We start from the raw sequence: 23,565 nt of genomic DNA, 5'->3' as shown, positions 1-23,565 counted from the left end.
AGGATGAAGGCCGGCGGCAGCAGCCAGAACGAAATGTTGTTCATGCGCGGGAAGGCCATGTCCGGCGCGCCGATCATGATCGGCAACATCCAGTTGGCAAACCCGCCGATCAGGCCCGGCATGACCATGAAGAAGATCATGATCAGCCCGTGGGCCGTGGTGAACACGTTGTAGAGTTCCTTGCCGGCATCGATGGCCGCGGCACCCTCATAGCCATAGACCATGGAGGCGAGACCGTGGAAGATCTGGATCCCGGGCTCTGCAAGTTCCCAGCGCATCATCACCGACAGGAAGCCGCCGATGACGCCTGCGATGATCGAAAAGATCAGGTAAAGAGTACCGATATCTTTGTGATTGGTGGAGTAGACCCAGCGCACCCAGCCCTTTGGCTTGTGGTCATCCATATGCACTGCAGCGCCTGCCATATCCTACGCTCCAAATTCCCTTGATGGCCGCCCGCCGTATTCCTCCGGCGAACGCGGACTGTTCCTGATTTGCCGTTTCTCTTTCATTTCAACGGCGGGGTTTTTATTTGCCACCCCTTTACCCCCTTCCCATGAAGAAAGGTAAAAAGCAAATCTCCTGCCCGACCCTTTCCAAACATTAAAAAGCACCTTCAGATACGCAGCCAAAAAAACCTTGATCTTTTCCTATTTATGCGCGATTCAAACTTCCTTATTTTTCCAGTGTTTCGCAACGGGATTTGCATATTTTCTATCAGTTCCTATCTGTTCTTTTATTTTCTTGCGCGTCGCGCGTCATCTAGCCGCACGCGTAACAAGGTGAAGGGTCATCGGTTTTCCGGGAAACAGATGCAGCATCAGCCACGTAGAAACGGATGGTCCGACAAGCAAAAGCTGCCGATTTTGAAGCAGATCCGCGCGTTTGTGATTCCGAATATCTGCGCGATCTTTCCATTGCTCGCCGGAACCAGGGCAAACAATGGGTTTGGGTTGCTGCGTCCCGCGAAGAGGCGCAGCAACCCAGAGACCTCCCAAACGAAGCATATCTGACGGGCAGCCAAGCAGTCGGCGACCCGAATAAATCGCTGGGGATGAGCATGGAAATGTGGGCCGAACTGGCAAGGGCCGGCAATCAGGCCGGCGACGAAATCATTTTACGCAGGAGAGGCGACATTTACGAAATCCGCTACAATGGATGGGAGTTGATGTCGAACTTCAATCACCGGTCCGAGGTGCTTCTGGCGGAGCGGTCCCTGAGACTTCTCGGCCGTCCTGCAAAAAGGGTGCTGATTGGCGGATTGGGGATGGGGTTCACCCTCGGAGCCGCGCTGGAGTATCTCGGACCTGACGCCAAGGTAACCGTCTGCGAACTCATCCCCGAAATCGTCGGATGGCACGATGAACATTTAGGCCAACTGGCCGGGCATCCCCTCCGCGACCGGCGGGTGGAAATCTATCTAGGCGATGTAATGGACGTCCTCAGGGATCGCCACGCGACCTACGATCTCATCCTCATGGACACGGACAACGGGCCGGACAGTACGGTTCGCGACGCGAACAACCAAATCTACGGCCATGATGGGCTGGGCGCGGTCGAACGATCATTGAAGCCCGATGGGATCGCAAGCTTCTGGTCGGCGACAATTTCTCCAAAATTCGAAACGAATCTGAATGCGCGCAGCCGGGCCTGGAGGCGCGACGACGTCCTCCTTGCCGGAGGCAGAGCGGACGCCTTCCACTACATCTACTTCCTAGGCCCAGGCAGACAGGCCGCCGCGGACTCCCACGAAAGATTCGGCAGCAGAAGCTTGGAAACGGCGATATCGTTTTGAACAGAGCCACGACAAGTCGCATCCGAGCGCCTCTCGGAAACCGAGAAGCGCGCTCGGATGCGCTGCCGGCGAACTGCCGGGAGGCCGTTGGCCGAGGCTTTGGGACTGGCGCCGAGGATAAACCTCAGCGGATTTCCACCTTACTCAAGGCTTCGCTGTCGGCGGGAAGCTCGGCCGCACCTGCCTGCAGGCCGTTCCGGCTGAGGATATAGGCCACGAGATCTGCATAGGTCTGGTCGTTGAGAGCGCCGGGGCGATCCGGAGGCATGGTGGCCTTCACGAAATCGAACAGGCCGTCCGCGGTGTTGTTGAACCACTTTTCCTTGAAGCTCATGCCCTTGAGAGGCGGCCCACCAAATTCGCCATCGTCCAGATTCGCTCCATGGCAGTCGACGCAATTGGTCTGGTATGCGGACCGCCCACGATCTGCCTGTGCAGTCGTAAAGCTTACAACCGGAAGCTCAGCTTCCTGTCCAATGGCAGGCATACCTGAAAGAACGGTCGTCGCTCCCGTAGCCACGAGCAAAGCGCCTCCACCGACCAGCGCACGAAACGAATCTACAAGCTTCAACTTCACTCCTCCTCGCAGTTTCTGAACTTCGAAATGCAATAAGATCTAAGTATCTCACCAGAAACGGGCCGGCAATCGCATCATTATCGAGGCCGGCGCCGACCGCCTTTCCCGATGCGACGGAAAGTCGCGTTATCAAAGAAGGAAAGGAGCTAAGGGAGACTTATTGACGCAGCAGGTAACGAGATGCATGATCATGCGGTCGACGGGCGGGGTTCCCATCGATGCCATCAATGCTCGCTCCATAAACCTCGGAGGAGGAGGTTCCAATGCAAAGACGGTATCTACTTGCGGCCTCGGCTGCGGTATCGCTGCTTTTATCCACAAGCAGTCATGTGTTCTCACAGGATTCGCAGGAGAAGAATCGGCTTGATTCGTTCACTCCGGTGACGGACGATGTTCTTCTCAATCCGCCTGATGGCGATTGGCTGCACTGGCGCCGCACTTACGACGGCTGGGGCTACAGCCCTCTCGACCAGATCAACAAGCAAAACGTAAAGGATCTTTCCGTCGCGTGGACCTGGTCGCTCACGCCGGGCGCGACCGAGACGACGCCGATCGTCCGTGACGGCGTGCTCTACATCCACAACAATCTCGACAAGATCCAGGCCCTGGACGGGGCCACGGGCGATCTTCTCTGGGAATACACGCGCGACCTGCCGGAAGCCGTGGTCGAGGCTGGCGGCAACACTGCCACCAAGCGCAATATGGCGATTTACCAGGACAAGCTTATCGTCGCCACGTCGGACACCCACATCATCGCGCTTGATGCGAAGACCGGACAGCTCGTCTGGGACGTCCAGCCGGCCGACTGGAACAAGGGCTGGCGCTATTCCTCCGGCCCGGTCGTGGCCGATGGCGTGATCATCCAGGGCATGACGGGCTGCGGCAACGCACAGCCCGGCGGCTGCTTCGTCACGGGTCACGATCCGGAGACGGGCAAGGAACTGTGGCGCTTCCACTCGATCGCCCGTGACGGCGAGGAGGGCAACAGCTGGAACGGGCTGCCGCTCGAGAGCCGCTTTGGCGCATCGGTCTGGATTGCAGGCACCTATGATCCGGAAACCAAGACCGTGTTCACGGGGGTCGGCCAGCCTTATCCCTGGATCGCCGAAATGAGCGGTCTTCTGCCGGCGAGCAGCGAACCGGGCGTCACGAACGAAGCCCTCTATTCGGACTCCACCCTAGCGCTCGACCCGAAGACCGGCGACCTCAAGTGGTATCACCAGTATCTGAAGAACGACACTTGGGACCTCGACTACGTCTATGAGCGCATCCTCGTCGACCTGCCGTTCCGCGGATCCGACAGGAAGCAGCTGATCACCACCGGCAAGCTCGGCATCATCGAATCGATCGATCGCGAGAATGGCGACTGGCTGTGGGCAAAAGAAACCGTGCCGCAGAATGTGGTGGCCTCCATCGATCCCGAAACGGGCGAGAAGACCATCAATGAGGAAGCCATCCCGCATATCGGCCAGACCACGCTGAACTGTCCGGCCGACCCCGGTGGCCGCGGCTGGCCGGCGACGGCTTATAGCCCGCGCACTCAGACGCTCTACCTGCCGCTGGCGGAGTACTGCTCCAACACCACACCGCAGCCGCTCGACCCCGGGCAGGTCTACACCGGCGGCGGTCGCGCCACCTTCGCCCGCATTCCGGTGGAAGGAAGCGACGGCAATATCGGTCGTGTCGACGCCATCAAGCTGACCGATCAGTCGACGCTGTGGAGCCATCGCCAGCGTGCGCCGATGACAAGCGCACTCCTGCCGACGGCAGGCGGCGTCGTGTTCGGTGGCGATTGGAACCGCTACTTCTACGCGTTCGACGACGAGACCGGGGAAGTGCTGTGGAAGATCCGCACCAATAACGCCATCAACTCGTTCCCGGTCAGCTACGAAGCCGACGGGAAGCAATATGTGGCCGTAGCCGTTGGAAACGGATCGAGCCAGGCCCGCTCGCTCGCGACGCTCACGCCGGAACTGCGCAATCCTGCCGCCGGTTCTGCCCTGTGGGTCTTCGCGCTCCCTGAGAACTAATGATCGCGGCGCAGGCGCCCCGTGCGCCTGCGCCCGTCCATCCCGCAAAGGATCGTGCTTATGGCAGTACCGCGTGCCGCCGGCCGACGGCTGATCCTCTGTGTTCTTGCGATCCTTGTTGGAAACAGGCTGGCGCTAAGCCAGAGCGGTCTCAGGCCGGAACTGCCCGACGAGGAGAAATTCGGCCGCCCCGCAGATGAATTCGCCTTGAGCTATTGCGTCGATCCGCGCGATCCCGGCTGGGAGATGGACAATGCGATCGGCCAGGCCATCGCAGATAGGCTTCTCCTGGAAGCGCGCCCTCATATCGTTGCGGATACGAGCCAAAGGGCAGAGATCGACGACCTCTACCGGCATCTTCTGGCGGACTGCCGCATCTATTTCGGATTCAAGTTGATCCCCGGCGCCTATCCGGACTGGCTGACGGTGACGCGTCCCTATTACGAGACGGGCTATGTCTTTGTCGGACCGGCCTCGGCACCGTCCCGACTTGCCGATATTCCGGCGCACGAGCCGATTGGCTCGACTCTCGGGTCCAGCGGTGATTTCCGGCTGGTCCAATACAACAACAGCCTGCCCGCCGACCGCCGCTGGAAGCGTTTCCCCTTTGGGAGCGACGCATCGGCGATGGAAGCGGTGGTGGACGGCACGGTGACGGCCGCTCTCGTTTGGGCGCCGGCCTTCGCCCAATCTCGCAAGTCCGATTCCGCCATAGGGGCCTTGAAGGTGATCGCGTCGGAGCCGCTCAATATCCCCGCAATGCAGGTGGGCGCGGTGCTCCTGAGCGAAGACACGTTTTTGAGGTCGAATGTGGATAAGGCCATAGAGGCCATCGTAGCCGATGGAACGGTGGAGAAGATCCTGAAGGACCAGGGCATGCCTGGTACCCCGCCGCGCTCGCAATGATGGACATTCCTGCTGTCGAATTCCAGGATATCGGCAAGCGATATGGCCGCAAAGTCGCGCTCGAAGGGATCACCTTCACGGTAGAGCCTGGCACAGTCTTTGCGCTTCTCGGGCCGAATGGCGCGGGGAAAACCACGCTTCTCCATATACTTTGCACGATCCTGCCGCCGGATAGCGGGACGGCGAAGATCATGGGCGCCGATGTCGTGCGCCAGCCCACCCAGGCTCGCCGCAGGCTGGGGGTGGTCTTTCAGCAATCGAGCCTCGACGGCCGGCTTACTGTCGAAGAAAACCTGGAATTCCACGGCATCGTCTATGGCGTGCCGCGCGCGCTCCGCCGCAGGCGCATTGCGGAAATGCTGGATGCGGTGGAGCTTTCGGATCGCCGCGCCGCCCTTGTGCAGACGCTTTCGGCCGGACTGCGCAGGCGGCTCGAGATCGCCCGGGCCCTGATTCATGACGCCCGCATTCTGATCATGGACGAGCCGACAGTCGGATTGGACGCCCGATCACGCGAGAATATGTGGCGCTACGTTGACAAGCTTCGCGCCGAGCGCGGCCTCACCGTCATCGTGACCACACACTATGTTGAAGAGGTCGAAGGCAGCGACAAAGTCTGCATCATCGACCACGGAAAAATCCTCGCGCTTGATACGCCCGAGCGGCTCAAGGCAATGCATGGGCAAGAATATATCAGGCTTGTGCCCGTTGATGCCGAGGCAGGAGAAGCCATAACCAGCCGTTTTCCGGATCTGGTGACGCCCGCCCCGGACGGCCTCCTGGTTCGCATTCCCGATGAAGGGTTTCGGCGGAGCTTCCTGCTGGAATTTGGCGATTCCATCAGCCAGCTTTCCTTCGACCGGCAAAGCCTAGAAAGCGTTTTCCTCGCCATAACGGGGCGGCAACTCGCTCCCACGGCGACCACGGGAGGAACGGGCAAATGAGCGCCCCCGCTTCCACGGAAGAACAAGCCGGCCCGGGCATCATCGCCCTTGCTCTTGGGGTCTACGCCATCTGGCTCCGTGAATTGAAGCGGGCCATACGCGATCGCGGCCAGCTGATCGGCGGTGTAAGCCGTCCCTTGCTGTGGGTCCTCATCTTGGGAATAGGCCTCAATCCCTATTTCAGAGGCGAGGTCTATGGACAGGTCCGGTTTGTCATCCCCTTCACCTATTTGCAGTTCATCTTTCCGGCCGTCATCGCCCTTAACATCATGTACACGTCGGTTCAGTCTGCCGTGTCGCTGATATGGGACAGGGAATTCGGCTTCCTGCGGGAAGTCTTGGTCTCGCCCATGCCGCGCGTCCTCGTGATGCTTGGCAAAGTGCTCGGCGGAGCGACCGTCGCGATGCTGCATGGCTGCCTCGTGCTCATCCTGGCCCGTTTCGCCGACGTGCCGATCTATCCATCGAGCATCGCGTATGGATTGCTTTTGATGTTCCTGCTTTCCTTCGGGCTTACCTCGCTCGGCGTGCTCATTGCCAGCAGGGTACGCAGTTTCGAGGGCTTTGGCGTCTTCTCGAACGCGGTCATCCTCCCCCTTTATTTCCTTTCGAGCTCGATCTTCCCGCTGGACCCGGCGCTCTCGCGCGCTCAGGCGGCCATCATCTATCCCGAGTGGCTTGTGTTCCTGATCGAAATCAACCCGATCACCTATGCGGTGGATGCTCTGCGCGGCAACTTCATCGGTTTCAACCAGTTCGCCCCGGATCTCGGCCCGATGGTGCTGGTGGGCATGTGTATCGTCTTCTTCGCCCTCGCTTATCTGGATTTCCGTAGAGGTTAGCGATGCGAGTTGGGCTGGCCGACGTTGCCAAGCGCTATTTATGGCTTCTGGCCGGAATAGCGCTCCTGGGCTCGGTCTATCTTCTGCCGCCGGATACATCGCTGAAGCAGGTGCAGAAAAACGGGCTGCTGACCGCCTGCATTCCCCCATCGCGGCCACCGCTCGTCATCAACGAGGCCGAACGGCCCGGCATGGAAGTGGAATTGTTGCAGGCAATAGCGCGGGAAATCGGTGTGGAACTCAATCTGTACCGGGTTACCGGCATGGATCGGGGTTTCGACCCGCGCAGCTGGGGGATCACGCGAGCACAATGCTCGATTATCGCCGGTGGCGTGGTCGATTCAACACTCACCCGCTCTTTCCTCGACGTCACCCCGCCCTTTGCGGAAACGGGGCTTATCGCTCTTTCCCGCGCTCCGATCGAGACGATCTCCGGCTTGCGGGCCGCGATTCCCGTCACCCTGCAGGGCGTGGACAGGCTCGCCCTTTCCGGCTTCCTTCGAAGTGAAAATGTTGTCACGCATCTGGTCCGTGGGGACGACCAGGCGGTGACAGCCGTTCTCGACGGTACCGCCGATTTCGCCATTGTAGAGGCGGCCGAGGGTAGGACAGCGGTGATGGAACATGCGCTGGAGACAGTCGAACTGCCGCCGCGTTTTGCCTCCCAGCCACTCGTATTCGGGCTGTGGAAGGGAGACCTCACCCTCAAGCGCGCCATCACTTCCGCTCTGCGCCACCTATCGGAAAGCGGCGACGTGGAGAAGCTCATCCAGAAATATTCGGACGCCTGACCTTCAGCGCAGCGTCGAAACCATGGGGGCGCCGCGCGAGAGGAAGCGCAGCAAGTCTTGGTTGACGGGCGCAAGCGCACGACCCGGAAACGACGTGGCAAGCAAGGCGAGCATCACCAGCCCGACAATCGTCCGGCGAGAATCAAGCGCTGCACAAAGCCGCGGATACACGGAAAACAGGAACTGCCCCGCCGTGGTTGGCGGCAGTGGCACAAGGTTGAAAAGCGCAAAGCCCACCGCAAGGCGCGCCAAAACCACCAGGAAGCCGCCGACCACCGGCGCACCCGAATAGGAGAACGTCGTCGCGGCCCATGGCAGGAGCAGTATGGCTATCGACGCAAGCAGGAGCAGTGAAAGGAAACCACAAAGAAGCACAAGGAGGAGTCCTGCCGCATTCCATCGCAATGTGCCGGGATCGACGGAAAACGGGCGCATCCAACCCATACCGAAGATCAGGAACGCGATCGCGCCGAGAATATCGAGATGGGCGAAGGGATTGAACGTCATCCTCCCATCTTCCGCCGGGCCGGGATCGCCCATTCTGGCTGCAGCCCAGGAGAGCACAAGGCCATATACGGCGAGAATGACGAACAGGGCGACTATTCGCGTCAGCAGTGTGGCAAGCGTAATGTCGTGCAAATGCTACTCCGGCAAATCACGTCGTGGCCTAGGAGTTATACCTAACAGCTTGAGGATGCCCACGCGTTTTCCGTGCGTTCTCCGCCGAGAGCGCCTCCCAACCCGCCAGATATGCTTTACTCTGCAACACTAATACATTAGTGTTGCAGAGTTGAAGGAGGGGGAGAATGGCTGAGAAACCGATGCGACGGAATGCGCAGCTGAGAAGCGCCCGCTGGTTCGCCCAGGACGATCTGCGTTCCATGGGGCACCGCTCACGTATGCTCCAGATGGGCTATGACGAGGCGGATTTCACCGGAAAACCGGTCATTGCGATCATCAACACCTGGTCGGACACGAATCCCTGCCATGCCCATTTCAAGCATCGCGCAGAGGACGTGAAGCGAGGGATACTGCAGGCCGGCGGCTTCCCGGTAGAGCTTCCCGGCCTTTCGCTTTCGGAGAGCCAGCTCAAGCCTACCTCCATGCTTTATCGCAACATGCTGGCGATGGAGACGGAAGAGATGCTGCGCGCCCATCCAGTGGACGGCGCAGTCTTGATGGGCGGCTGCGACAAGACCACGCCCGGCCTTGTGCTGGGCGCCGTCAGCGCGGGGTTGCCCTTTATCTTCCTGCCAGCCGGGCCGATGCTGAGAGGGAACTATCGTGGTCAACCGCTGGGTTCCGGCTCGGATGCCTGGAAGTATTGGGACGAGCGCCGGGCAGGCGTGATCGGGGCCCGGGAATGGCGAGAGGTGGAACAAGGCATTGCCCGTTCCTATGGCCACTGCATGACCTTCGGCACAGCAAGCACCATGACGGCCATTGCCGAGGCGTTGGGCCTAACATTGCCGGGGGCGAGCTCGATTCCGGCCGCGGATGCCAATCACATAAGGATGTCCACCCAGACGGGCCGGCGGATCGTCGAGATGGTGGCGGAGGACCTGCGCCCGCAGAAGATATTGACGCGCGCGGCAGTGGAGAACGCCGTCACGGTAGCCATGGCCACCGGATGCTCGACCAATGCGGTCATTCATCTGCTCGCCATGGCCAGGCGCGCCGGCGTCGATCTCGCTCTCGAGGATTTTGACACGGCGAGCCGTACCACGCCGGTGCTGGCTAATATCCGCCCTTCGGGCAAGCACTATCTGATGGAGGACTTCTACTATGCCGGCGGCCTGCGCGCTCTGATGAGCCAGTTGGTGGACCGGCTCCACCTTGATGCGCTCACCGTGTCCGGCAAGACGCTCGGCGAAACGCTGGAGGGTGCGGAAATCTACAACACCGACGTCATCCGCCCCATCGATAACCCGGTCTATCATGAGGGCTCCCTGGCGGTGCTCAGGGGAAACCTGGCGCCTGACGGCTGTGTCATCAAGCCTTCTGCTTGCGAGCCGCGCCTGCTCGTCCACGAAGGCACTGCTCTTGTCTTCGACAGCTATCCCGAAATGAAGGCGGCAGCCGACGACGAAAATCTCGACGTCACGCCCGACCATATCATGGTGCTGCGCAATGCCGGTCCGCAGGGCGGCCCCGGCATGCCGGAATGGGGGATGCTGCCGATACCGGTTAAGCTGCTCAAACAGGGCGTTCGCGACATGCTGCGCATTTCCGACGCGCGCATGAGCGGCACGAGTTACGGTGCCTGCATTCTCCATGTCGCACCGGAAGCCCATATCGGCGGTCCGCTTGCCCTTCTCAGGACGGGCGATCGCATCCGGGTCGACGTGCCGGCACGACGCATCGACATGATGGTGGACGACGCGACGCTCGCGGAGCGCAGATCCGCATGGATCCAACCGAAGCCCCGCTTCGAGCGCGGCTTTGGCTGGATGTATGTCCGCCATGTTACCCAGGCCAATGAAGGCTGTGACTTCGACTTCCTGGAAACCCGCTTCGGCACCGCCGCCGGCGAGCCGGACATCTACTGACCCCGGAGAAACCATGACGCATACGCCGTTGAGCGCGGAGACGCGTGAGAAGCTTAGATATGTCAGCACCGCCACACTCTCGACGCTGCTTTTCAAGCGCGGCTTGAGGAACCAGTTCATCCAGGATGTGCGGCCGCTCAGCCCAAAGCCGGAGAACATGGTGGGCGAGGCCTTCACGCTCCGCTACATCCCCGCCCGCGAGGACCTGAACCCGCTCAGCGTGTTTCAGAACCCGCAACATCCCCAGCGTCTTGCCGTCGAGCAGGCACCGGCCGGCAGCGTCATGGTGTTCGACAGCCGCAAGGATCCCCGTGCCGCCTCGGCAGGCGCCATCCTGGTCACGCGCCTCATGGCGCGCGGCGTGGAGGGTGTTGTAACCGATGGGGGATTCCGCGACAGTCCCGAGATCGCGCAGCTGGCGATCCATGCCTATCATAACCGCCCGTCCGCGCCCACCAACCTCACCCTGCACCAGGCGCTGGATATCAATGTGCCGATCGGCTGTGGCGATGTGGCGGTATGGCCCGGCGATGTGATCGTGGGCGATCAGGAGGGGGTGATCGTCATCCCGCACGAGATCGCCGGCGAGATCGCGGACGAAGCAGTCGAGATGACGGCTTTCGAGGATTTCGTGATCGAGCAGGTCGGCAACGGTGCCAGCGTCATCGGGCTCTATCCGCCGACCAGGGAAGAAAGCGTCGTGGCATTCCGCGAATGGCGCAGCAGGAACGGCCGATAGGAGGGTGGGCATGTCCAACCGGGTTTCGATCCTGAAAGCCGCGATCCTGCCGGAAAAGACGACGGCAGAGCTCACCGCCCGTTTCCACGTGCATGAGTTGCCCCAGGACGCGTCATCACGAGACGAGTTCTTTCACGCGTTCGGCCCCGAGATCCGTGGGATCGCCGTGCGCAAGACCTATATCGACCGCGCCTTCATCGACGGTCTTCCACGGCTCGAGATAATCGCCAGCTACAGCGCGGGCCTTGAGAACGTCGATGTGGCTTATGCGCAAAGCCGCGGCATCCGCATCACCAACACCTCGCATATCCTTGCCGAGGAAGTCGCCAATCTCGGGCTCGGGCTGGTGCTGTCGCTTACCCGGGGGATCGTGGCAGGCCACGCCTTCGTGCAGACCGGACGCTGGGAGAGAGGTAGCTTTCCCCTGGGCCGGTCGGTGCGGGGGATGCGCGTCGGCATTGTCGGCCTCGGCCATATCGGCGCCGCGCTCGCGCTGCGGCTTGAGATGCTCGGCGCACGGATTGCCTATACAGGACCGCGCCCCAAGGACGTGGACTACACTTTCCACGCCGACATCCTTTCGCTTGCCCGCTGGAGCGAAGTGCTCGTGTTGACCTGCCCGCTCACGCCGGAGACGCGCGGGCTCATCGGACGCGAGGTCATCGAGTGTCTCGGCCCTCAAGGCTATCTGGTCAATATCGCTCGAGGCGGCGTGGCTGATGAGCGCGTACTGATCGAAGCGCTGGCCAGCAACAGCATCGCAGGCCTCGCCCTCGACGTCTTCCAGGGGGAGCCGCATGTGCCCGAGGCATTGCGGGCCGATCCCCGTGTTGTGCTGACGCCGCATATCGGCAGCGGCACGGTGGAGACCCGCCTGCGCATGGGCGACGCCGTGGTGGATGCGCTGTCCGCCCATTTCGGCCTGCCGCCGGTCGAGCGATAAGCGCTTTCAAGCCTGTCTGCTTCTGTGTCTCTCGCGATAGGCGCTGAAGAGCACGCCGGAGAAGATCACGGTGCCGCCCAGGAGGACCCAGATCTGGACGGGCTCATGGAACAGGGCAAGCCCCAGGATTGCAGCGATCGGCAGCCGAATGAAGTCGACGGAGATGATGAGGGAAGCATCGGCCAGCTTCATCGCCCGCGCGAAGGAAATCTGTGCAAAGAGCCCGCCCACACCCTGCAACGCCATCAGGCCCAAGGCCATGGGGGAGGGCCAGGTCCAGACAGGCAGCGCCAGAACAAGCGCGAGCGGGACAGTCAGCAACAGGTTGTACCAGACAATCCGCATCGGATCTTCCTGGCCGGAGGTCACTTTCATGAGGAGTGCCACCGCGGCGAGTGCCATGGCCGAGGACAATGCGAACACCAGCCCCATGCCGAACTCAACACCGGGCGGCTGCAGGATGATGAGCATGCCGAGCAGTCCGGCAAGCAATGCCGCCGCCTTATGCGCGCTCAGCCGCTCACCGAGAATGAGCCATGAGCCGAGCGTGACGAAGAGCGGCATGGTGAAGGCCACGGCCGTCACCAGTGCGATCGGCAGCATCGTTATGGCCATGAAATAGAAGATGAGGCCCGCAAGCTTGAGCACGGCACGCGCCCCATGGATCGGCCACAACCCGTTGGCGTCGAGGTTGCGCTCCGCCGGCTTGAGCATGAATAGGAGCGCCACAAGGCTGAAGAGATTGCGAAAGAACGCGATTTCCAGCGCATGAACCTCACCGGCCACCAGCCGCACGAAAACCGTGTCGAGCGCTGCCATGGACGCGTTGAAGGCCATAAGGGCAAAGGCCGCCGTCGCCGGAGACATCATGAGGCCATGGCTTGCGCTTGGTCCCATTTGGGTTTGGGAGCGGCCTGGATAAGCATGCGCGTGTAATCCTCGCGCGGGTTCCGGAAGAGAGCTTCTGTCATACCCTCCTCTACCACACGCCCCGATTTCATCACGAGGATACGATCCGCAAAATTGCGCACGATCGGCAGATCATGGGTGATGAAGATATAGGCGAGGCCCAGGCGGTCGCGCAGATCCGCCAGGAGCGAGATGATCTGCATCTGGATGGAGACGTCGAGCGCCGACACCGCCTCGTCGCATACCAGCACTTCCGGATCGCAGGCGAGTGCCCGGGCAATGGCGATACGCTGCCTCTGTCCACCGGAAAACTGGTGTGGGAAGCGGCGCGCGTGTTCCGGCCGAAGACCCACCAGTTCCAGAAGCTCTGCGACCCGCTCCTCCCACCGCGGCTTTTCCAAGATGTCGCCGTGGATGCACCACGGTTCCGAGATGATGGAAAAGACGTTCATCCGCGGGTTCATCGAGCTGTACGGATCCTGGAAGACCATTTGAACCCGCCGACGAAAGGCCAGGAGTTCTCGGCGATCCATCTCGAAAATGTTGCGGCCGCGGTAAAGAGCGGTGCCAGCGGTCGCCTCCGCAAGCCGCAGGAGCAGACGCGCCACCGTCGACTTGCCCGAGCCTGATTCGCCGACAATGCCCAGCGTCTCGCCCGGACGAAGCACAAAGGAAACGTTGTCGAGGGCCTGAAGCGCCTTCTTCTTGCCGAACATCCCAGGGGAGAGCTGATATATTTTGGTGAGGTTGCGAACTTCCAGAACCGGGGCACCCTCCGCCTCGTCAGCGCGTTCCTTATGCTCGTCGTGATCGGGAAGCGCGCTCATCAGTCTTTGCGTGTAGGCGTGCTTCGGTGCCGTGAAGACCTCCCGCGCCGGCCCCTCCTCCACGATTTTCCCGCTGTTCATGACCACGATGCGGTCGGCCATGTTCGCCGCCACCTCCAGATCATGCGTGATCATGACGATCGCAAGCCCCTCCTCCCTCTGCAGCTTCTTAAGAAGCTCGAGGATCTGCGCCTGGACGCTGACGTCGAGCGCGGTCGTGGGCTCATCGGCGATCAGGATCTCCGGCCCAAGCGCAATGGCCATGCCGATCATGATGCGCTGGCGCTGGCCGCCGGAGAATTGATGAGGGTACCAGTCCATCCGCGTTTCAGGATCGGGAATGCCCACCCGGCGCAGGATATCTATGGAGCGTCGGCGCGCTTCCTCGCCGCCGGCGATTCCATGGACTGAAAAGACCTCGGCCAACTGCCAACCCACCGTATAGACCGGGTTCAGATGGGCGAGCGGGTCCTGGAAGATGATGGCTATCCGCCGGCCGTTGAGGTCGCGCCGGCGTTCGGCCGGCATGTCCACGATGTCCTCGCCGCGATAGCGGATGCGTCCAGAGACGATTTCGCCCGGCGGCGTGTCGATCAGCCCCATGATGGCGCTGGCGCTGACCGATTTGCCCGAGCCGCTTTCGCCGAGAATAACGAGCGTTTCGCCTTCGTGGACATGGAAGCTTACGCCGTCCGTCGCCCTGAAGCGCCCGTCTCCGGAGAGGAAGTCGACTGTCAGATTCTCGACGGCGAGGATAGGAGCCGTGCTCATTTCCTATGCCTCCGCGCAAGCTCCAATCGCCAGCGTTGTTGCGGGTCGGAATAGGTACGCCACCAGTTCGACAGTATGTTGAGTGAAAGGGTGGTCAGGAGGATCATCAGCCCCGGCCAGAAGGCAACCCACCAGGCATTGGCGAGATAGCCTCGCCCGGTCGCCACCATCGAGCCCCACGTGAATTGCGGCGACTGGATTCCAAGCCCCAGGAAGCTTAGCGAGGATTCGGCCAGCACAACCGTGGCGAAGTCGATCGCCCCGATTGTCAGCAGCGTGGGGATCACCATTGGCGCGATATGGCGGAAGATGAGGCGCGAATGGCTCGCGCCAAGCGCGACGGCGGCATTGACGAACATACGCTCGCGCACTTCCAGAACCTCTGCCCGCGTGGTGCGCAAATAGATGGGTATGCGGGTGATCGCGAGCACGAGAACCAGGTTGGGAACGGATGGGCCTAGGCTGAACAAGACCACCAGGGCCAGAAGCAGCGAGGGGAAGCTCATCACGATATCGGTCGCCCGCATGATGAGATTGCCCAAGGCGCCACGCGAATAGCCGGCAATCAGGCCCAAAGTCCCGCCGATAACGAGCGAACAGAGCACCGCCGCGGTGGCGATGCCGAGCGTATTGCGCGCGCCGACGACCAGGCGCGCAAGAAGGCTGCGGCCCAAAGTGTCTGCGCCCAGAATGTAGGCGAAACCCTGCTCCAGGCTGAAGGGCGGCATGTTGCGCGCGCGGAAATTGGGCTTCTCGATCAGATCGCCTATGAGAAATGGTCCGGCCACCGCGCAGACCACCACGACGACCAGAAAGGCGAAGGCGAGCGTGGCGAGTGGATCGCGCAGCAGAAGCCGGAAAATCCGAGCAGGGCCGGAGGCGGTGCGTTTCTCAGCGTCGGGAGTTTGCAGGGAGAGCGTGCTCATGCGGTCTGATGCCGGATACGCGGATCGAGCGCGGCGTAGACGAGGTCGATCACGATGTTGAGGAAGAAGATGGCGATTGCCGTGATCAGCACCGTGGCCTGGACCAGCGCGAAGTCGCGCCGCACGATGGCATCGATCATCAGTTTGCCGATTCCCGGCCAGCCGAAAATCGTTTCCACGACCACGGCGCCATTGATGAGGCTGGCCGCCAGATCGCCGGCTACGGTGATGACGGGGAGAAGCGCGTTGCGCAACGCGTGCACGAAAACGATCTTCGTGCGACGCACGCCCTTCGCCTGGGCGGTCTTTATATAAGGCGAGGTCAGCACGCCCATCATCGAGCCGCGCACCACCTGCGTGAGAAGGCCGAAGGGCCGCAGCATCAGCACCCCGATTGGCATGATCCAGTGCAAGGGTGTTCCCGTGCCTGATGTGGGCAGGAGGCCGAGCGAAACAGAGAAGAAGAGGATGGCCACGATCGCCACCCAGAAATCCGGCGCGCTGGCGCCCGCAAGAGAGATGGTGGTGGCCAGCCGGTCAAAGATGCCACCGGGCTTGGTGGCGGCAAGCGCGCCCACGACAATCGCCAGGACCAACGAAAGCGTCATGGCGATCGCGGCAAGCTTCAGGGTTTCCGGAAAGGCTTCGAGCGCCACCTCCATGGCCGGCCGGTTGCGGCTGAGCGCGGTACCGAAATCAAAATGCAGAAGATCAGCAAGATAGCGGCCGAACTGTATGTAGAGCGGGTCGTCGAACCCGTGCAGTTCGTTGAAAGCCTGGCGCTGTGCCTCCGTCGAATCGAGCGGCAGATAGAGATAGGCCGGGTCGCCGGTCAGCCTGGAAAGGAAGAAGACGAGCACCAGCAAGCCGGCAACGGCAACGAGGCTTTGCAGGGAACGTTTGAACACATAGCCGAACATTGTGCACTCCCCTCCCCGCTAGAACGGACTGCTTTGCAGACCGGGCACCATGGGCGGCCACCCCCGGTGGAGCGGCCGCCTCAAGGTTCACTGTTTGAACTTGATTTCCGCCAAGCGGATTTCGCTGTTGGTCTTCAAGTCCGGAGTCCAGTCCAGCCGAGGGCCGACACGGACATAGCCAATCATGTGGTACATAGGCACGTCGGCGATGATCTCGTCGTGAACCACCCGGAACGCCTCCTGGAAGAGCTTTTCACGCTCCTCGCCCGTGGACGACATGGCTTTCGTGATGACCTGGTCGAGGTCCTTGTCGGCAATGGTCGAGTACTGACCTTCGCTCGTATACATCACCGGCACCGTGAAGCCAGCGTCTCCGGTATTGTTGTCATGCTGCTGCTGGAACAGGGTCGGCCCGCGCCCTTCCGGGAAGGGCTTGTCGAGATAGCGGACCCAGTCCGCAGCTTCCATTTCGCGGATGGTCACGTTGAGGCCGATCTCCTGCCAAAGCGCCTGCATCGCCTCCAACGATTCCGACGCATTTGGGAAAAAGCCGTTGCGGCCGATGATCGTGATCTCGGTATCGACGGGCACTCCATCCGCTCGCGCCTCCTCGATCAGCGCCTTGGCTCGTTCCGGATCATAGGGCCAGGGCTTTATATCTGGATTGTGGCCCAGCACGCCGGGAACCACCATTTGGGACGCGCGAAGCACGTCCGTGCCGAACAGCGCCTCGCCCATGCCGTCCCAATCGATGGCGAGATTGAGCGCCTCGCGGACGCGAATATCGTCGAGAGGCGCGATCTGCGCATCGATGCGCATGCGTGTCGTCTCGGAATTCAGATAGGCGAAATCGGTCTCTGGATTGGTGGCATCCTGAACGGCGATCGCCGGCGTGAGGTCGGTCTCGCCCGACTCCACCATAGCGGCACGAATGGCCGACTCGCTGCGCCAGCGATAGGTCGCTTTCGTGACTTCCGGAGCCTCACCCCAATAGTCGTCACGGCGCACAAGCACGATGTGCTCGTTATCCGCCGCCTCGAGTTCGTATGGCCCCGTTCCGACCGGTTTGTTCACTTCCTGGTCGAAGGGCATGTTGGGTGAAACGATTTGCACCGTTCCCATGAGCGTCGGCATGATCGGAATGGGAATGTCCGAGACGATCTCAACGGTGCCCTCGTCCACCGCTTTGGGCGTGAGCGTAACATCACCGAACTTGGAACGGCTATCGCAAGTGAGCTTCGGATTCATCAGGCGATTGATGGATTTCACTACCGCCTCGGCGTTGAAGGGTGCGCCATCCTGAAAGGAAACGCCCTCACGCAGCTTGAAGCGCCAGGTCTTGTCATCCACCTGCTCCCAGCTCTCGGCCAGATGCGGCGTGACCTGCGCGGTCTCCGGCTCGATGATCGTGAGGGTCTCGGTGATGTTCATGTTGATCACCCGGCCGATATCGGCGCGGATGGAGCGGCAAGGCTCCAGATTGGCCGGCTGTTCCGGCAAGACGATCGTGATTTCCTCGGCACCGGCGGCCGACAGTGATGCGGCCAGGGCTAACACCATTCCCCCTGCCAAACAGACTGGCTTGATCCTCATTCTTTCCTCCCGATCAACTCCGCTGATGCGGAGCTCCACGTCCTTATGTGTGACGTTTCCGTTGCGCGTTTGCCCGCTGCAGTCCACACTAGAGCACTAATGCATTAGCGAGTCAACTCGTCGGCTCGACCCCGGGCGCCGCCTGTGGCCGGGCCGTGCGAGCTTCCCGCTCCACCTGCTGGAGCGCCTCGACCAGCGGCGCGATGGCAGCCTTCCCCGCCTCGTCCAAGTTGGAAACCATGGGTGAAAGGCATCCGCAGTCTGCGATGCCGGAAACGGTCACCGCGTCGTGGAGTACGGCAATGCCCCCGAGCCTGGCGCGCTCGCGCTCGAAATCGAGGAAGGGCTTGGCGAGGCGGTCGGCCTTTTCGGTCTCTCCTGCGCGATAGCTTGCAAGCAGCGCATTGGCAGCCGCCGGGGCGATGCAGACCGCACCCGAGGTAAAGGTGGCGAGTCCCCGCCTGCCGATATGGTCATGGATCGGGGTTTCGCCCATGCCGCTGGCGATCATCTCCTTTCCGAGCGCAGCGATAAGAGCGTCCAGGTAGGAATCCGCCTCCGGCCTCTCCCTCTCGACGGCATATTTGACGAAAGTGACGGCGCCTTCCTCCGTGAGACGGGCAAGATCGTCCGGCGCGACATAGCCATCGCGCTTCACGTAAAGAACGATCCCTGTGCCCAGCTTTTCCGCGATCCTGCGCACGCCTTCCGCCACGCCCTTTGCGTCAGACGGAAAGGCGGTGGGCAGCAGCATGACATTGTGCACGCCGGCTTGCCGCACCGCCGGGACCTGATCCATCGCCTTGCCGAAATCCGGCCCGATGGAGAACAGGAGTTGCACGCGCCCGGCACAGGCTTCTGCGAGGACGGAGAGCGCTTGGCGGAAGGCGCGATCACCGAAGTGATAAAGGTTCGCGTTCCCGCCATAGAGTAGCGTGGCGATGCCACCAGCCGCAATATGGGCGACGATCCGCCTGTTCTCCTCAACGGACACGGCTTCGGATGCCTCGAAGGCGATGGGCGGGACCGCGACGACTGATCGCCGATAATCAGCCGCGGTCAACAGATTTGATGGCACGTCGAGCACTCCCCAATGTTGTAGGGAATGTTTACATGTTGCGCTGACAACTTGTCAACTATTTGCGCATCTAAGGTGCGAGCGACCTATCCAGCATGCGCCGGCGGGCTTGGACGATGTGGAACTCCATCGCGACCCGAGCGCCTACGCTGTCACGCGCCCGGATGGCGTCAACGATGTTGGTATGTTCGCGAACGACCAGCTGCCCGCGTTCGGCCGAACGAGAGCTGGTGAGGGAGAGCGAAACGGTCATGAAGTCTTCGAGCGAGACCTCCGGCCCCTCCAGACTGCGGGGGAAGAACTCGTTGCCCGATGCTTCAGCGATAGCGAGATGCACCGCTCGGTCGGATTGCCAAAGAAACTTGCCTTCAGCGACTTCCCGCACGAACCGATCATGGGCCGCCTGGATGCTCTGCATGGCGGCCTCCGATCTCCGCTCGGCAGCAAGTGCGGCAGCAGCGCCCTCCACCACCAGACGAAATTCCTGGTAGCGCTGATAACGTGCCACCTGCGCCAGGTCTGCCACCGAGGAAAGATCCTCGGGGGGCGTGGCAAGCACGAAGCTGCCGCTGCCCTTCCGGGATTCGATCAGGCCATCCCGCTGCAGGCGGCTCAATGCAACCCGCACGACCGGGCGGGAGACACCGAATGTTTCGCCGAGCTGCTTTTCCGACGGCAAGCGCGCGCCCTTCGGATAGACCCCTGTCATGATGGCCGAAAGGATGCGGCCATAGACTTGATCGGGAAAGGTTGATGGCCTTCCCTCGAAATTGTCCTTACCGCTCATATGGTCGTCGGGCTTCAGCAAGTTTACTCCAAGGCTCCATGGTGGCTGGCATTCGCCGCGCTTAAGTAGTAATGCATCAGTCGACCTCAACGCAATTGCGTACCGACCGAATGACCTCCTTGGCCTCCAAGAACCGCGTCCAGCTCGACCGTACCCGGCAGATCGCGCCGCAGATTGTGGAGTATCTGCGCGAGCGCATTCTTGCGCTTGAATTGGCCCCCGGCACCACACTTTCCCGCACAACGCTGCAGCAGCAGTTCGGGTTGAGCCAAACGCCGGTGCGCGATGCGCTTATAAAGCTGGAAGAGGAAGGCCTGATCACGGTCTATCCGCAATATGCGACGCTGGTCTCCCGGATCAATCTCGATCTGGCGCGGCAGACTCATTTCATGCGCCGTGCCATCGAGACCGATGCGGTGCGGCACCTGGCGGAGCACTCGACGCCTGAGATCGTCCACGATCTTCGAAAGGCCAATGACGAGGTCGCCCTGCATGCCGACAGGAAGGATTATTCCCAATTCCTGATTGCGGACCGGCAATTTCATTATACGATCTTTTATCATGCCAAGCTTCTGGAGCTCTGGCCCATTCTCCGTCGTCACAGCGGTCACCTGGACCGCCTGCGCCGGCTGAACCTGCCCAATATCGGCATGGATCGCGTCGTTCGCCTGCATGGGGAAATCATCGACGGAATCGCCGCCGGCAGCCCGGACGAGGCAGGCCGAGCGTTGCGGGAGCATCTTTCAAAGACATTGGCCATGCTCGATTGGGTGGCCGAGAACTATCCCGAATACATCGAGTAACACCCCCGCTATCTGGCCCGCGAAGAGCAGTCCGGCGAGCACATTAAACTGCACGATCGTTAGCCAGGACATGTCTTCTTTCAAGGAAGAGGCCGCATGGATATTGAGCCGCCCTTCTCATTAGACTATGCCGGGGCATGAGCCTCGCAAAGTCGCGCCAAAAAACCCACTTTCCAAAGCCGAAATGACGACACAAGACACACCCGCAGAGCCCGCCGTGCTCGTGCAAGGAGTATCGCTGCGCTATGGGAGCCAGATCGCGCTCGAAGACGTTTCGCTGGAGATTTCCCGCGGAAGCTCCTTTGCGCTTCTTGGCCCCAACGGTGCGGGCAAGACCTCTTTGATGTCGGTCTTGGCCACTCTGCGCACTGCCGACGCCGGCAGGGTCGTCGTCGCGGGTCATGATGTGAACCGAGCGCCGCGCAAGGTCAGGGAATCGATTGGGATGGTCTTTCAAGATGCCAGCCTGGACGATCGGCTTACCGCAGAGGAAAACCTGGATTTTCACGGCCGCGTCTATGGCATGCCCGGGAACGCGCGACGCTCGGCCACCGACAGGGTGCTTGAACTTGTCGAGCTTTCCGAATGGCGCGAGGCGCCGGTGCGTACATTCTCCGGTGGCATGAAGCGGCGGCTCGAGATCGCGCGGGCGCTGATGCACGATCCCGAGATCCTTTTCCTGGATGAGCCGACCGTCGGGCTCGATGCCCAGACGCGCGAGCGGATCTGGACCTATCTCGACAATGAGCGCCACACGCGCGGCCTGACGCTGCTGACCACGACACACTATATCGAGGAGGTCGACCGGGCTGACTGGATTTGCATCATCGACAAGGGTCGGGTGATCGCCCAAGGCTCGCCATCTGACTTGAAACAGAAGCACGGCAAGCCTTACCTGCATGTGGTCGCCGCGCTGCCCGAAATCCGCTCCGCACTGCTCGACACCTATCCGGACGCTCGCACGACCGGCCCCGAGCAGATTTCCATACCAGCTGACGGCGAGGAGTTCGTGCCGGAATTCCTGTCCCGCTTCGGCAGCCGCTTGCATGAAATACGTTTCGAGGCGCCGACGCTCGAAGCCGCATTCCTCAACCTGACGGGCCGAACGCTCCGGGACCGGGCTGACGGAGAGCGCGAAGCACAGCGAGCCGCGGGCCGGAGGGCAGGACGGCAATGACCGATTTCCTCCCCATTCTCCGCGGCATCCATGGCGTCTGGCTGCGCGAAATCATGCGTGCGACGCGCGACAGGGGCCAGCTTCTGGGCGGCGTGAGCCGGCCGCTTATATGGCTCCTGATCCTGGGTGTCGGGCTCAATCCCTATTTCCGCGGCGAAGTCTTCGGCGAAGTGCGGCTGGTGTTGCCCTACAACTACCTCCAGTTCCTCTTCCCCGCCGTGATCGTGCTCAACATCATGTATACCTCGATCCAGTTCGCGGTGTCGGTGATATGGGACCGAGAGTTCGGCTTCCTGCGGGAAGTCCTCGTTTCCCCCATGCCGCGATGGGCTGTGCTGCTGGGAAAGGTTCTGGGCGGGGCGACGGCGGCAACCGGCCATGGCATCCTCGTGCTCATCCTGGCGCGCTTTGCCGACGTGACCCTCACGCCGTTGGAGGTCGTCGAGGCCATCATCTATATGTTCATGCTCTCCTTTGCCCTGACCTGTTTCGGGGTCGTTCTGGCGGGCAAAGTGCGCAGCTTCGAGGGCTTCGGCGTATTCTCCAATACGGTGATCTTGCCGCTCTATTTCGCTTCGTCGTCCGTATTTCCGCTCGATCCATCGCTCACGCGCACACAACTCGTGGTGACCTATCCGGAATGGCTGGTCGCGCTGATCCGGGTCAATCCGATTACCTACGCCGTCGACGTGCTGCGCGGGATCCTGATCGGCTTCAATCAGTTCCCGCCTTATATCGGCCTGGGTCTGGTGGCTGCGGGAATGGTCGTCTTTTTCTTCATGGCGCTTAGAGGTTTCGGCAAGTGACCGGTGGCTGGAAACGCTGGCGCCGCCCCGTTCTTGATATTGGCCTGATCGCGGCGTTGTTGGCGGCGTTGAACTTCCTGCCCTCCGACAACTCTCTTGCCGACCGGAGAAAGCAAGGCGTCCTACGCTATTGCGTGTCAGAGAGCGCGAACGCCCTCGCCGAACCGCGTGAGCTGCGGCTTGCCGAAGGAATCGCCCGGCAACTTGATCTCAGGCTCGAGGTTCAGACGGTGGCCAATATCGGCCGCTCGTTCAACCCGCGCGACTGGAACCTCAGCCGCGGCCAATGCGACATGATCGGCGGCCTCGCCAATACCGAAACGAACCGCAATTTCCTGACGCTCCTGCCGAACGGCAGCCGAATAGCCCTTGTGCGCGCCGGCCCTGCCGAAGCTCCTCCGCGCGGCGCGGAAATGGGGGTCTATCTAAGGGCTCCAGGGCTCGACCGGGTCAGGCTCGCCTCCTATCTGCGCGCACAGGGCTGGCGCGCGCAACCTTTGCGCACACCGGAGGCGCTTTCCGGCTGGCTCGCCGGTGGCGGACAGGCCATCGTCTCCACGCTCACACAACTGCCGCCGGACACAGGGACAAATCCCCTGCCCCCGGAGGCCGGAGAAAGCACCGACCTTGCCTTCGGGCTATGGCGGGGAGACGTGACGCTCACCCGCGCCATAAGGAATGCGCTGGAACGGGAGCTCGATCATATTCCTCCGGAGTGAGCATCTCGCTCTTTCCTCCCCGTCCTCAGCTTTGTATACAGATTGCTCAACTCGGTCTGGCTGCGGCAACCCGTTTCTGTTACTTGGCCCATGCACGAATCAAGACGACCAGCTATGGACGTCCTGTGGGCCC

At 61.4% G+C, this 23,565-nt stretch carries 23 protein-coding genes; 13 read left to right on the top strand and 10 right to left on the bottom strand.

Annotated elements, in window-relative coordinates:
- Positions 1 to 425 (bottom strand): cbb3-type cytochrome c oxidase subunit I (locus CHEJ32_RS0103175; protein WP_028032551.1); only part of this gene is annotated, 425 nt, incomplete at its 3' end.
- A 635-nt stretch (positions 426 to 1,060) separates the two neighbouring features.
- Between CHEJ32_RS0103175 and CHEJ32_RS23790 the strand changes: the two genes are divergently transcribed.
- A complete protein-coding gene (locus CHEJ32_RS23790) occupies positions 1,061 to 1,795 on the top strand; it encodes a hypothetical protein (RefSeq protein WP_156936576.1) in 735 nt (244 codons plus the stop codon).
- Between the two features lie 124 nt (positions 1,796 to 1,919).
- Here the strand turns inward: CHEJ32_RS23790 and CHEJ32_RS26075 are convergent, their stop codons facing one another.
- Complete coding sequence (locus CHEJ32_RS26075) at positions 1,920 to 2,366, bottom strand: c-type cytochrome (protein ID WP_051469372.1); 447 nt, start codon at positions 2,364 to 2,366, stop codon at positions 1,920 to 1,922.
- A 269-nt stretch (positions 2,367 to 2,635) separates the two neighbouring features.
- On the opposite strand from CHEJ32_RS26075, the gene CHEJ32_RS23780 reads away from it, so the two are divergent.
- The 5 genes from CHEJ32_RS23780 to CHEJ32_RS0103140 are packed head-to-tail and all read left to right on the top strand — an operon-like array spanning position 2,636 to position 7,885.
- A complete protein-coding gene (locus CHEJ32_RS23780) occupies positions 2,636 to 4,402 on the top strand; it encodes a PQQ-binding-like beta-propeller repeat protein (RefSeq protein WP_034657718.1) in 1,767 nt (588 codons plus the stop codon).
- 60 nt (positions 4,403 to 4,462) lie between these two features.
- Positions 4,463 to 5,308, top strand: a complete 846-nt coding sequence (locus CHEJ32_RS0103155) for a transporter substrate-binding domain-containing protein (RefSeq protein ID WP_028032550.1) — start codon at positions 4,463 to 4,465, stop codon at positions 5,306 to 5,308.
- Positions 5,305 to 6,252 carry an ABC transporter ATP-binding protein gene (locus tag CHEJ32_RS0103150; protein WP_028032549.1) on the top strand — a complete coding sequence of 316 codons (948 nt, stop codon included), beginning with the start codon at positions 5,305 to 5,307 and terminating at the stop codon, positions 6,250 to 6,252. Before CHEJ32_RS0103155 ends, CHEJ32_RS0103150 begins: the two co-directional genes overlap by 4 nt.
- Positions 6,249 to 7,094, top strand: a complete 846-nt coding sequence (locus tag CHEJ32_RS0103145; protein ID WP_051469370.1) for an ABC transporter permease — start codon at positions 6,249 to 6,251, stop codon at positions 7,092 to 7,094. Before CHEJ32_RS0103150 ends, CHEJ32_RS0103145 begins: the two co-directional genes overlap by 4 nt.
- Before the next feature lie 2 nt (positions 7,095 to 7,096).
- Positions 7,097 to 7,885, top strand: a complete 789-nt coding sequence (locus tag CHEJ32_RS0103140) for an ABC transporter substrate-binding protein (RefSeq protein WP_028032547.1) — start codon at positions 7,097 to 7,099, stop codon at positions 7,883 to 7,885.
- Between the two features lie 3 nt (positions 7,886 to 7,888).
- On the opposite strand, the gene CHEJ32_RS0103135 is transcribed toward CHEJ32_RS0103140, so the two are convergent.
- On the bottom strand, positions 7,889 to 8,524 hold the full coding sequence (locus tag CHEJ32_RS0103135; protein ID WP_028032546.1) for a hypothetical protein: 636 nt from the start codon (positions 8,522 to 8,524) through the stop codon (positions 7,889 to 7,891).
- A 242-nt stretch (positions 8,525 to 8,766) separates the two neighbouring features.
- On the opposite strand from CHEJ32_RS0103135, the gene araD reads away from it, so the two are divergent.
- The 3 genes from araD to CHEJ32_RS0103120 are packed head-to-tail and all read left to right on the top strand — an operon-like array spanning position 8,767 to position 12,116.
- Positions 8,767 to 10,434, top strand: coding sequence for an L-arabinonate dehydratase (araD, locus tag CHEJ32_RS0103130; protein ID WP_371179761.1), 1,668 nt, complete (start codon positions 8,767 to 8,769; stop codon positions 10,432 to 10,434).
- 13 nt (positions 10,435 to 10,447) lie between these two features.
- On the top strand, positions 10,448 to 11,173 hold the full coding sequence (locus CHEJ32_RS0103125) for a ribonuclease activity regulator RraA (protein WP_028032544.1): 726 nt from the start codon (positions 10,448 to 10,450) through the stop codon (positions 11,171 to 11,173).
- 10 nt (positions 11,174 to 11,183) lie between these two features.
- Positions 11,184 to 12,116: a 2-hydroxyacid dehydrogenase gene (locus CHEJ32_RS0103120; RefSeq protein WP_028032543.1), complete on the top strand. Its 933-nt coding sequence runs from the start codon at positions 11,184 to 11,186 to the stop codon at positions 12,114 to 12,116.
- A gap of 6 nt (positions 12,117 to 12,122) precedes the next feature.
- Here CHEJ32_RS0103120 and CHEJ32_RS23775 read toward each other — a convergent pair whose 3' ends face one another.
- The 7 genes from CHEJ32_RS23775 to CHEJ32_RS0103085 all read right to left on the bottom strand — a co-directional run bounded on the left by CHEJ32_RS23775 (position 12,123) and on the right by CHEJ32_RS0103085 (position 19,948).
- Complete coding sequence (locus tag CHEJ32_RS23775) at positions 12,123 to 12,986, bottom strand: DMT family transporter (protein WP_051469367.1); 864 nt, start codon at positions 12,984 to 12,986, stop codon at positions 12,123 to 12,125.
- A complete protein-coding gene (locus CHEJ32_RS0103110; RefSeq protein WP_028032542.1) occupies positions 12,983 to 14,623 on the bottom strand; it encodes an ABC transporter ATP-binding protein in 1,641 nt (546 codons plus the stop codon). The genes CHEJ32_RS23775 and CHEJ32_RS0103110 overlap by 4 nt, the downstream gene beginning before the upstream one ends.
- The gene (locus CHEJ32_RS0103105) at positions 14,620 to 15,549 is read right to left on the bottom strand and encodes an ABC transporter permease (protein ID WP_028032541.1); all 930 of its coding nucleotides are present in this window, start codon (positions 15,547 to 15,549) and stop codon (positions 14,620 to 14,622) included. Before CHEJ32_RS0103105 ends, CHEJ32_RS0103110 begins: the two co-directional genes overlap by 4 nt.
- Positions 15,546 to 16,469 (bottom strand): ABC transporter permease, encoded by a 924-nt coding sequence (locus CHEJ32_RS0103100; protein WP_028032540.1) that lies wholly within the window; start codon positions 16,467 to 16,469, stop codon positions 15,546 to 15,548. The genes CHEJ32_RS0103105 and CHEJ32_RS0103100 overlap by 4 nt, the downstream gene beginning before the upstream one ends.
- A gap of 87 nt (positions 16,470 to 16,556) precedes the next feature.
- Positions 16,557 to 18,029, bottom strand: a complete 1,473-nt coding sequence (locus CHEJ32_RS0103095) for an ABC transporter substrate-binding protein (RefSeq protein WP_034657716.1) — start codon at positions 18,027 to 18,029, stop codon at positions 16,557 to 16,559.
- A gap of 145 nt (positions 18,030 to 18,174) precedes the next feature.
- Positions 18,175 to 19,140 carry a dihydrodipicolinate synthase family protein gene (locus tag CHEJ32_RS23770; protein ID WP_156936575.1) on the bottom strand — a complete coding sequence of 322 codons (966 nt, stop codon included), beginning with the start codon at positions 19,138 to 19,140 and terminating at the stop codon, positions 18,175 to 18,177.
- A 70-nt stretch (positions 19,141 to 19,210) separates the two neighbouring features.
- Positions 19,211 to 19,948 (bottom strand): FadR/GntR family transcriptional regulator, encoded by a 738-nt coding sequence (locus CHEJ32_RS0103085; protein WP_245260931.1) that lies wholly within the window; start codon positions 19,946 to 19,948, stop codon positions 19,211 to 19,213.
- A gap of 98 nt (positions 19,949 to 20,046) precedes the next feature.
- Between CHEJ32_RS0103085 and CHEJ32_RS0103080 the strand changes: the two genes are divergently transcribed.
- The 4 genes from CHEJ32_RS0103080 (at position 20,047) to CHEJ32_RS0103065 (ending at position 23,432) form a co-directional block, all read left to right on the top strand.
- On the top strand, positions 20,047 to 20,730 hold the full coding sequence (locus CHEJ32_RS0103080) for a GntR family transcriptional regulator (protein ID WP_371179754.1): 684 nt from the start codon (positions 20,047 to 20,049) through the stop codon (positions 20,728 to 20,730).
- Between the two features lie 184 nt (positions 20,731 to 20,914).
- Positions 20,915 to 21,907, top strand: a complete 993-nt coding sequence (locus CHEJ32_RS0103075) for an ABC transporter ATP-binding protein (RefSeq protein WP_028032536.1) — start codon at positions 20,915 to 20,917, stop codon at positions 21,905 to 21,907.
- Positions 21,904 to 22,713 carry an ABC transporter permease gene (locus CHEJ32_RS0103070; protein ID WP_028032535.1) on the top strand — a complete coding sequence of 270 codons (810 nt, stop codon included), beginning with the start codon at positions 21,904 to 21,906 and terminating at the stop codon, positions 22,711 to 22,713. The genes CHEJ32_RS0103075 and CHEJ32_RS0103070 overlap by 4 nt, the downstream gene beginning before the upstream one ends.
- Entirely contained in the window at positions 22,710 to 23,432 is a 723-nt protein-coding gene (locus CHEJ32_RS0103065) for a hypothetical protein (RefSeq protein ID WP_028032534.1), read from the top strand. Before CHEJ32_RS0103070 ends, CHEJ32_RS0103065 begins: the two co-directional genes overlap by 4 nt.
- Positions 23,433 to 23,565 lie beyond the last annotated feature (133 nt).

Origin of the sequence: Chelativorans sp. J32 (assembly GCF_000518985.1) — a bacterium.
GTDB lineage: Bacteria > Pseudomonadota > Alphaproteobacteria > Rhizobiales > Rhizobiaceae > Chelativorans.
This window is presented reverse-complemented; position numbering and strand designations above follow the sequence as displayed.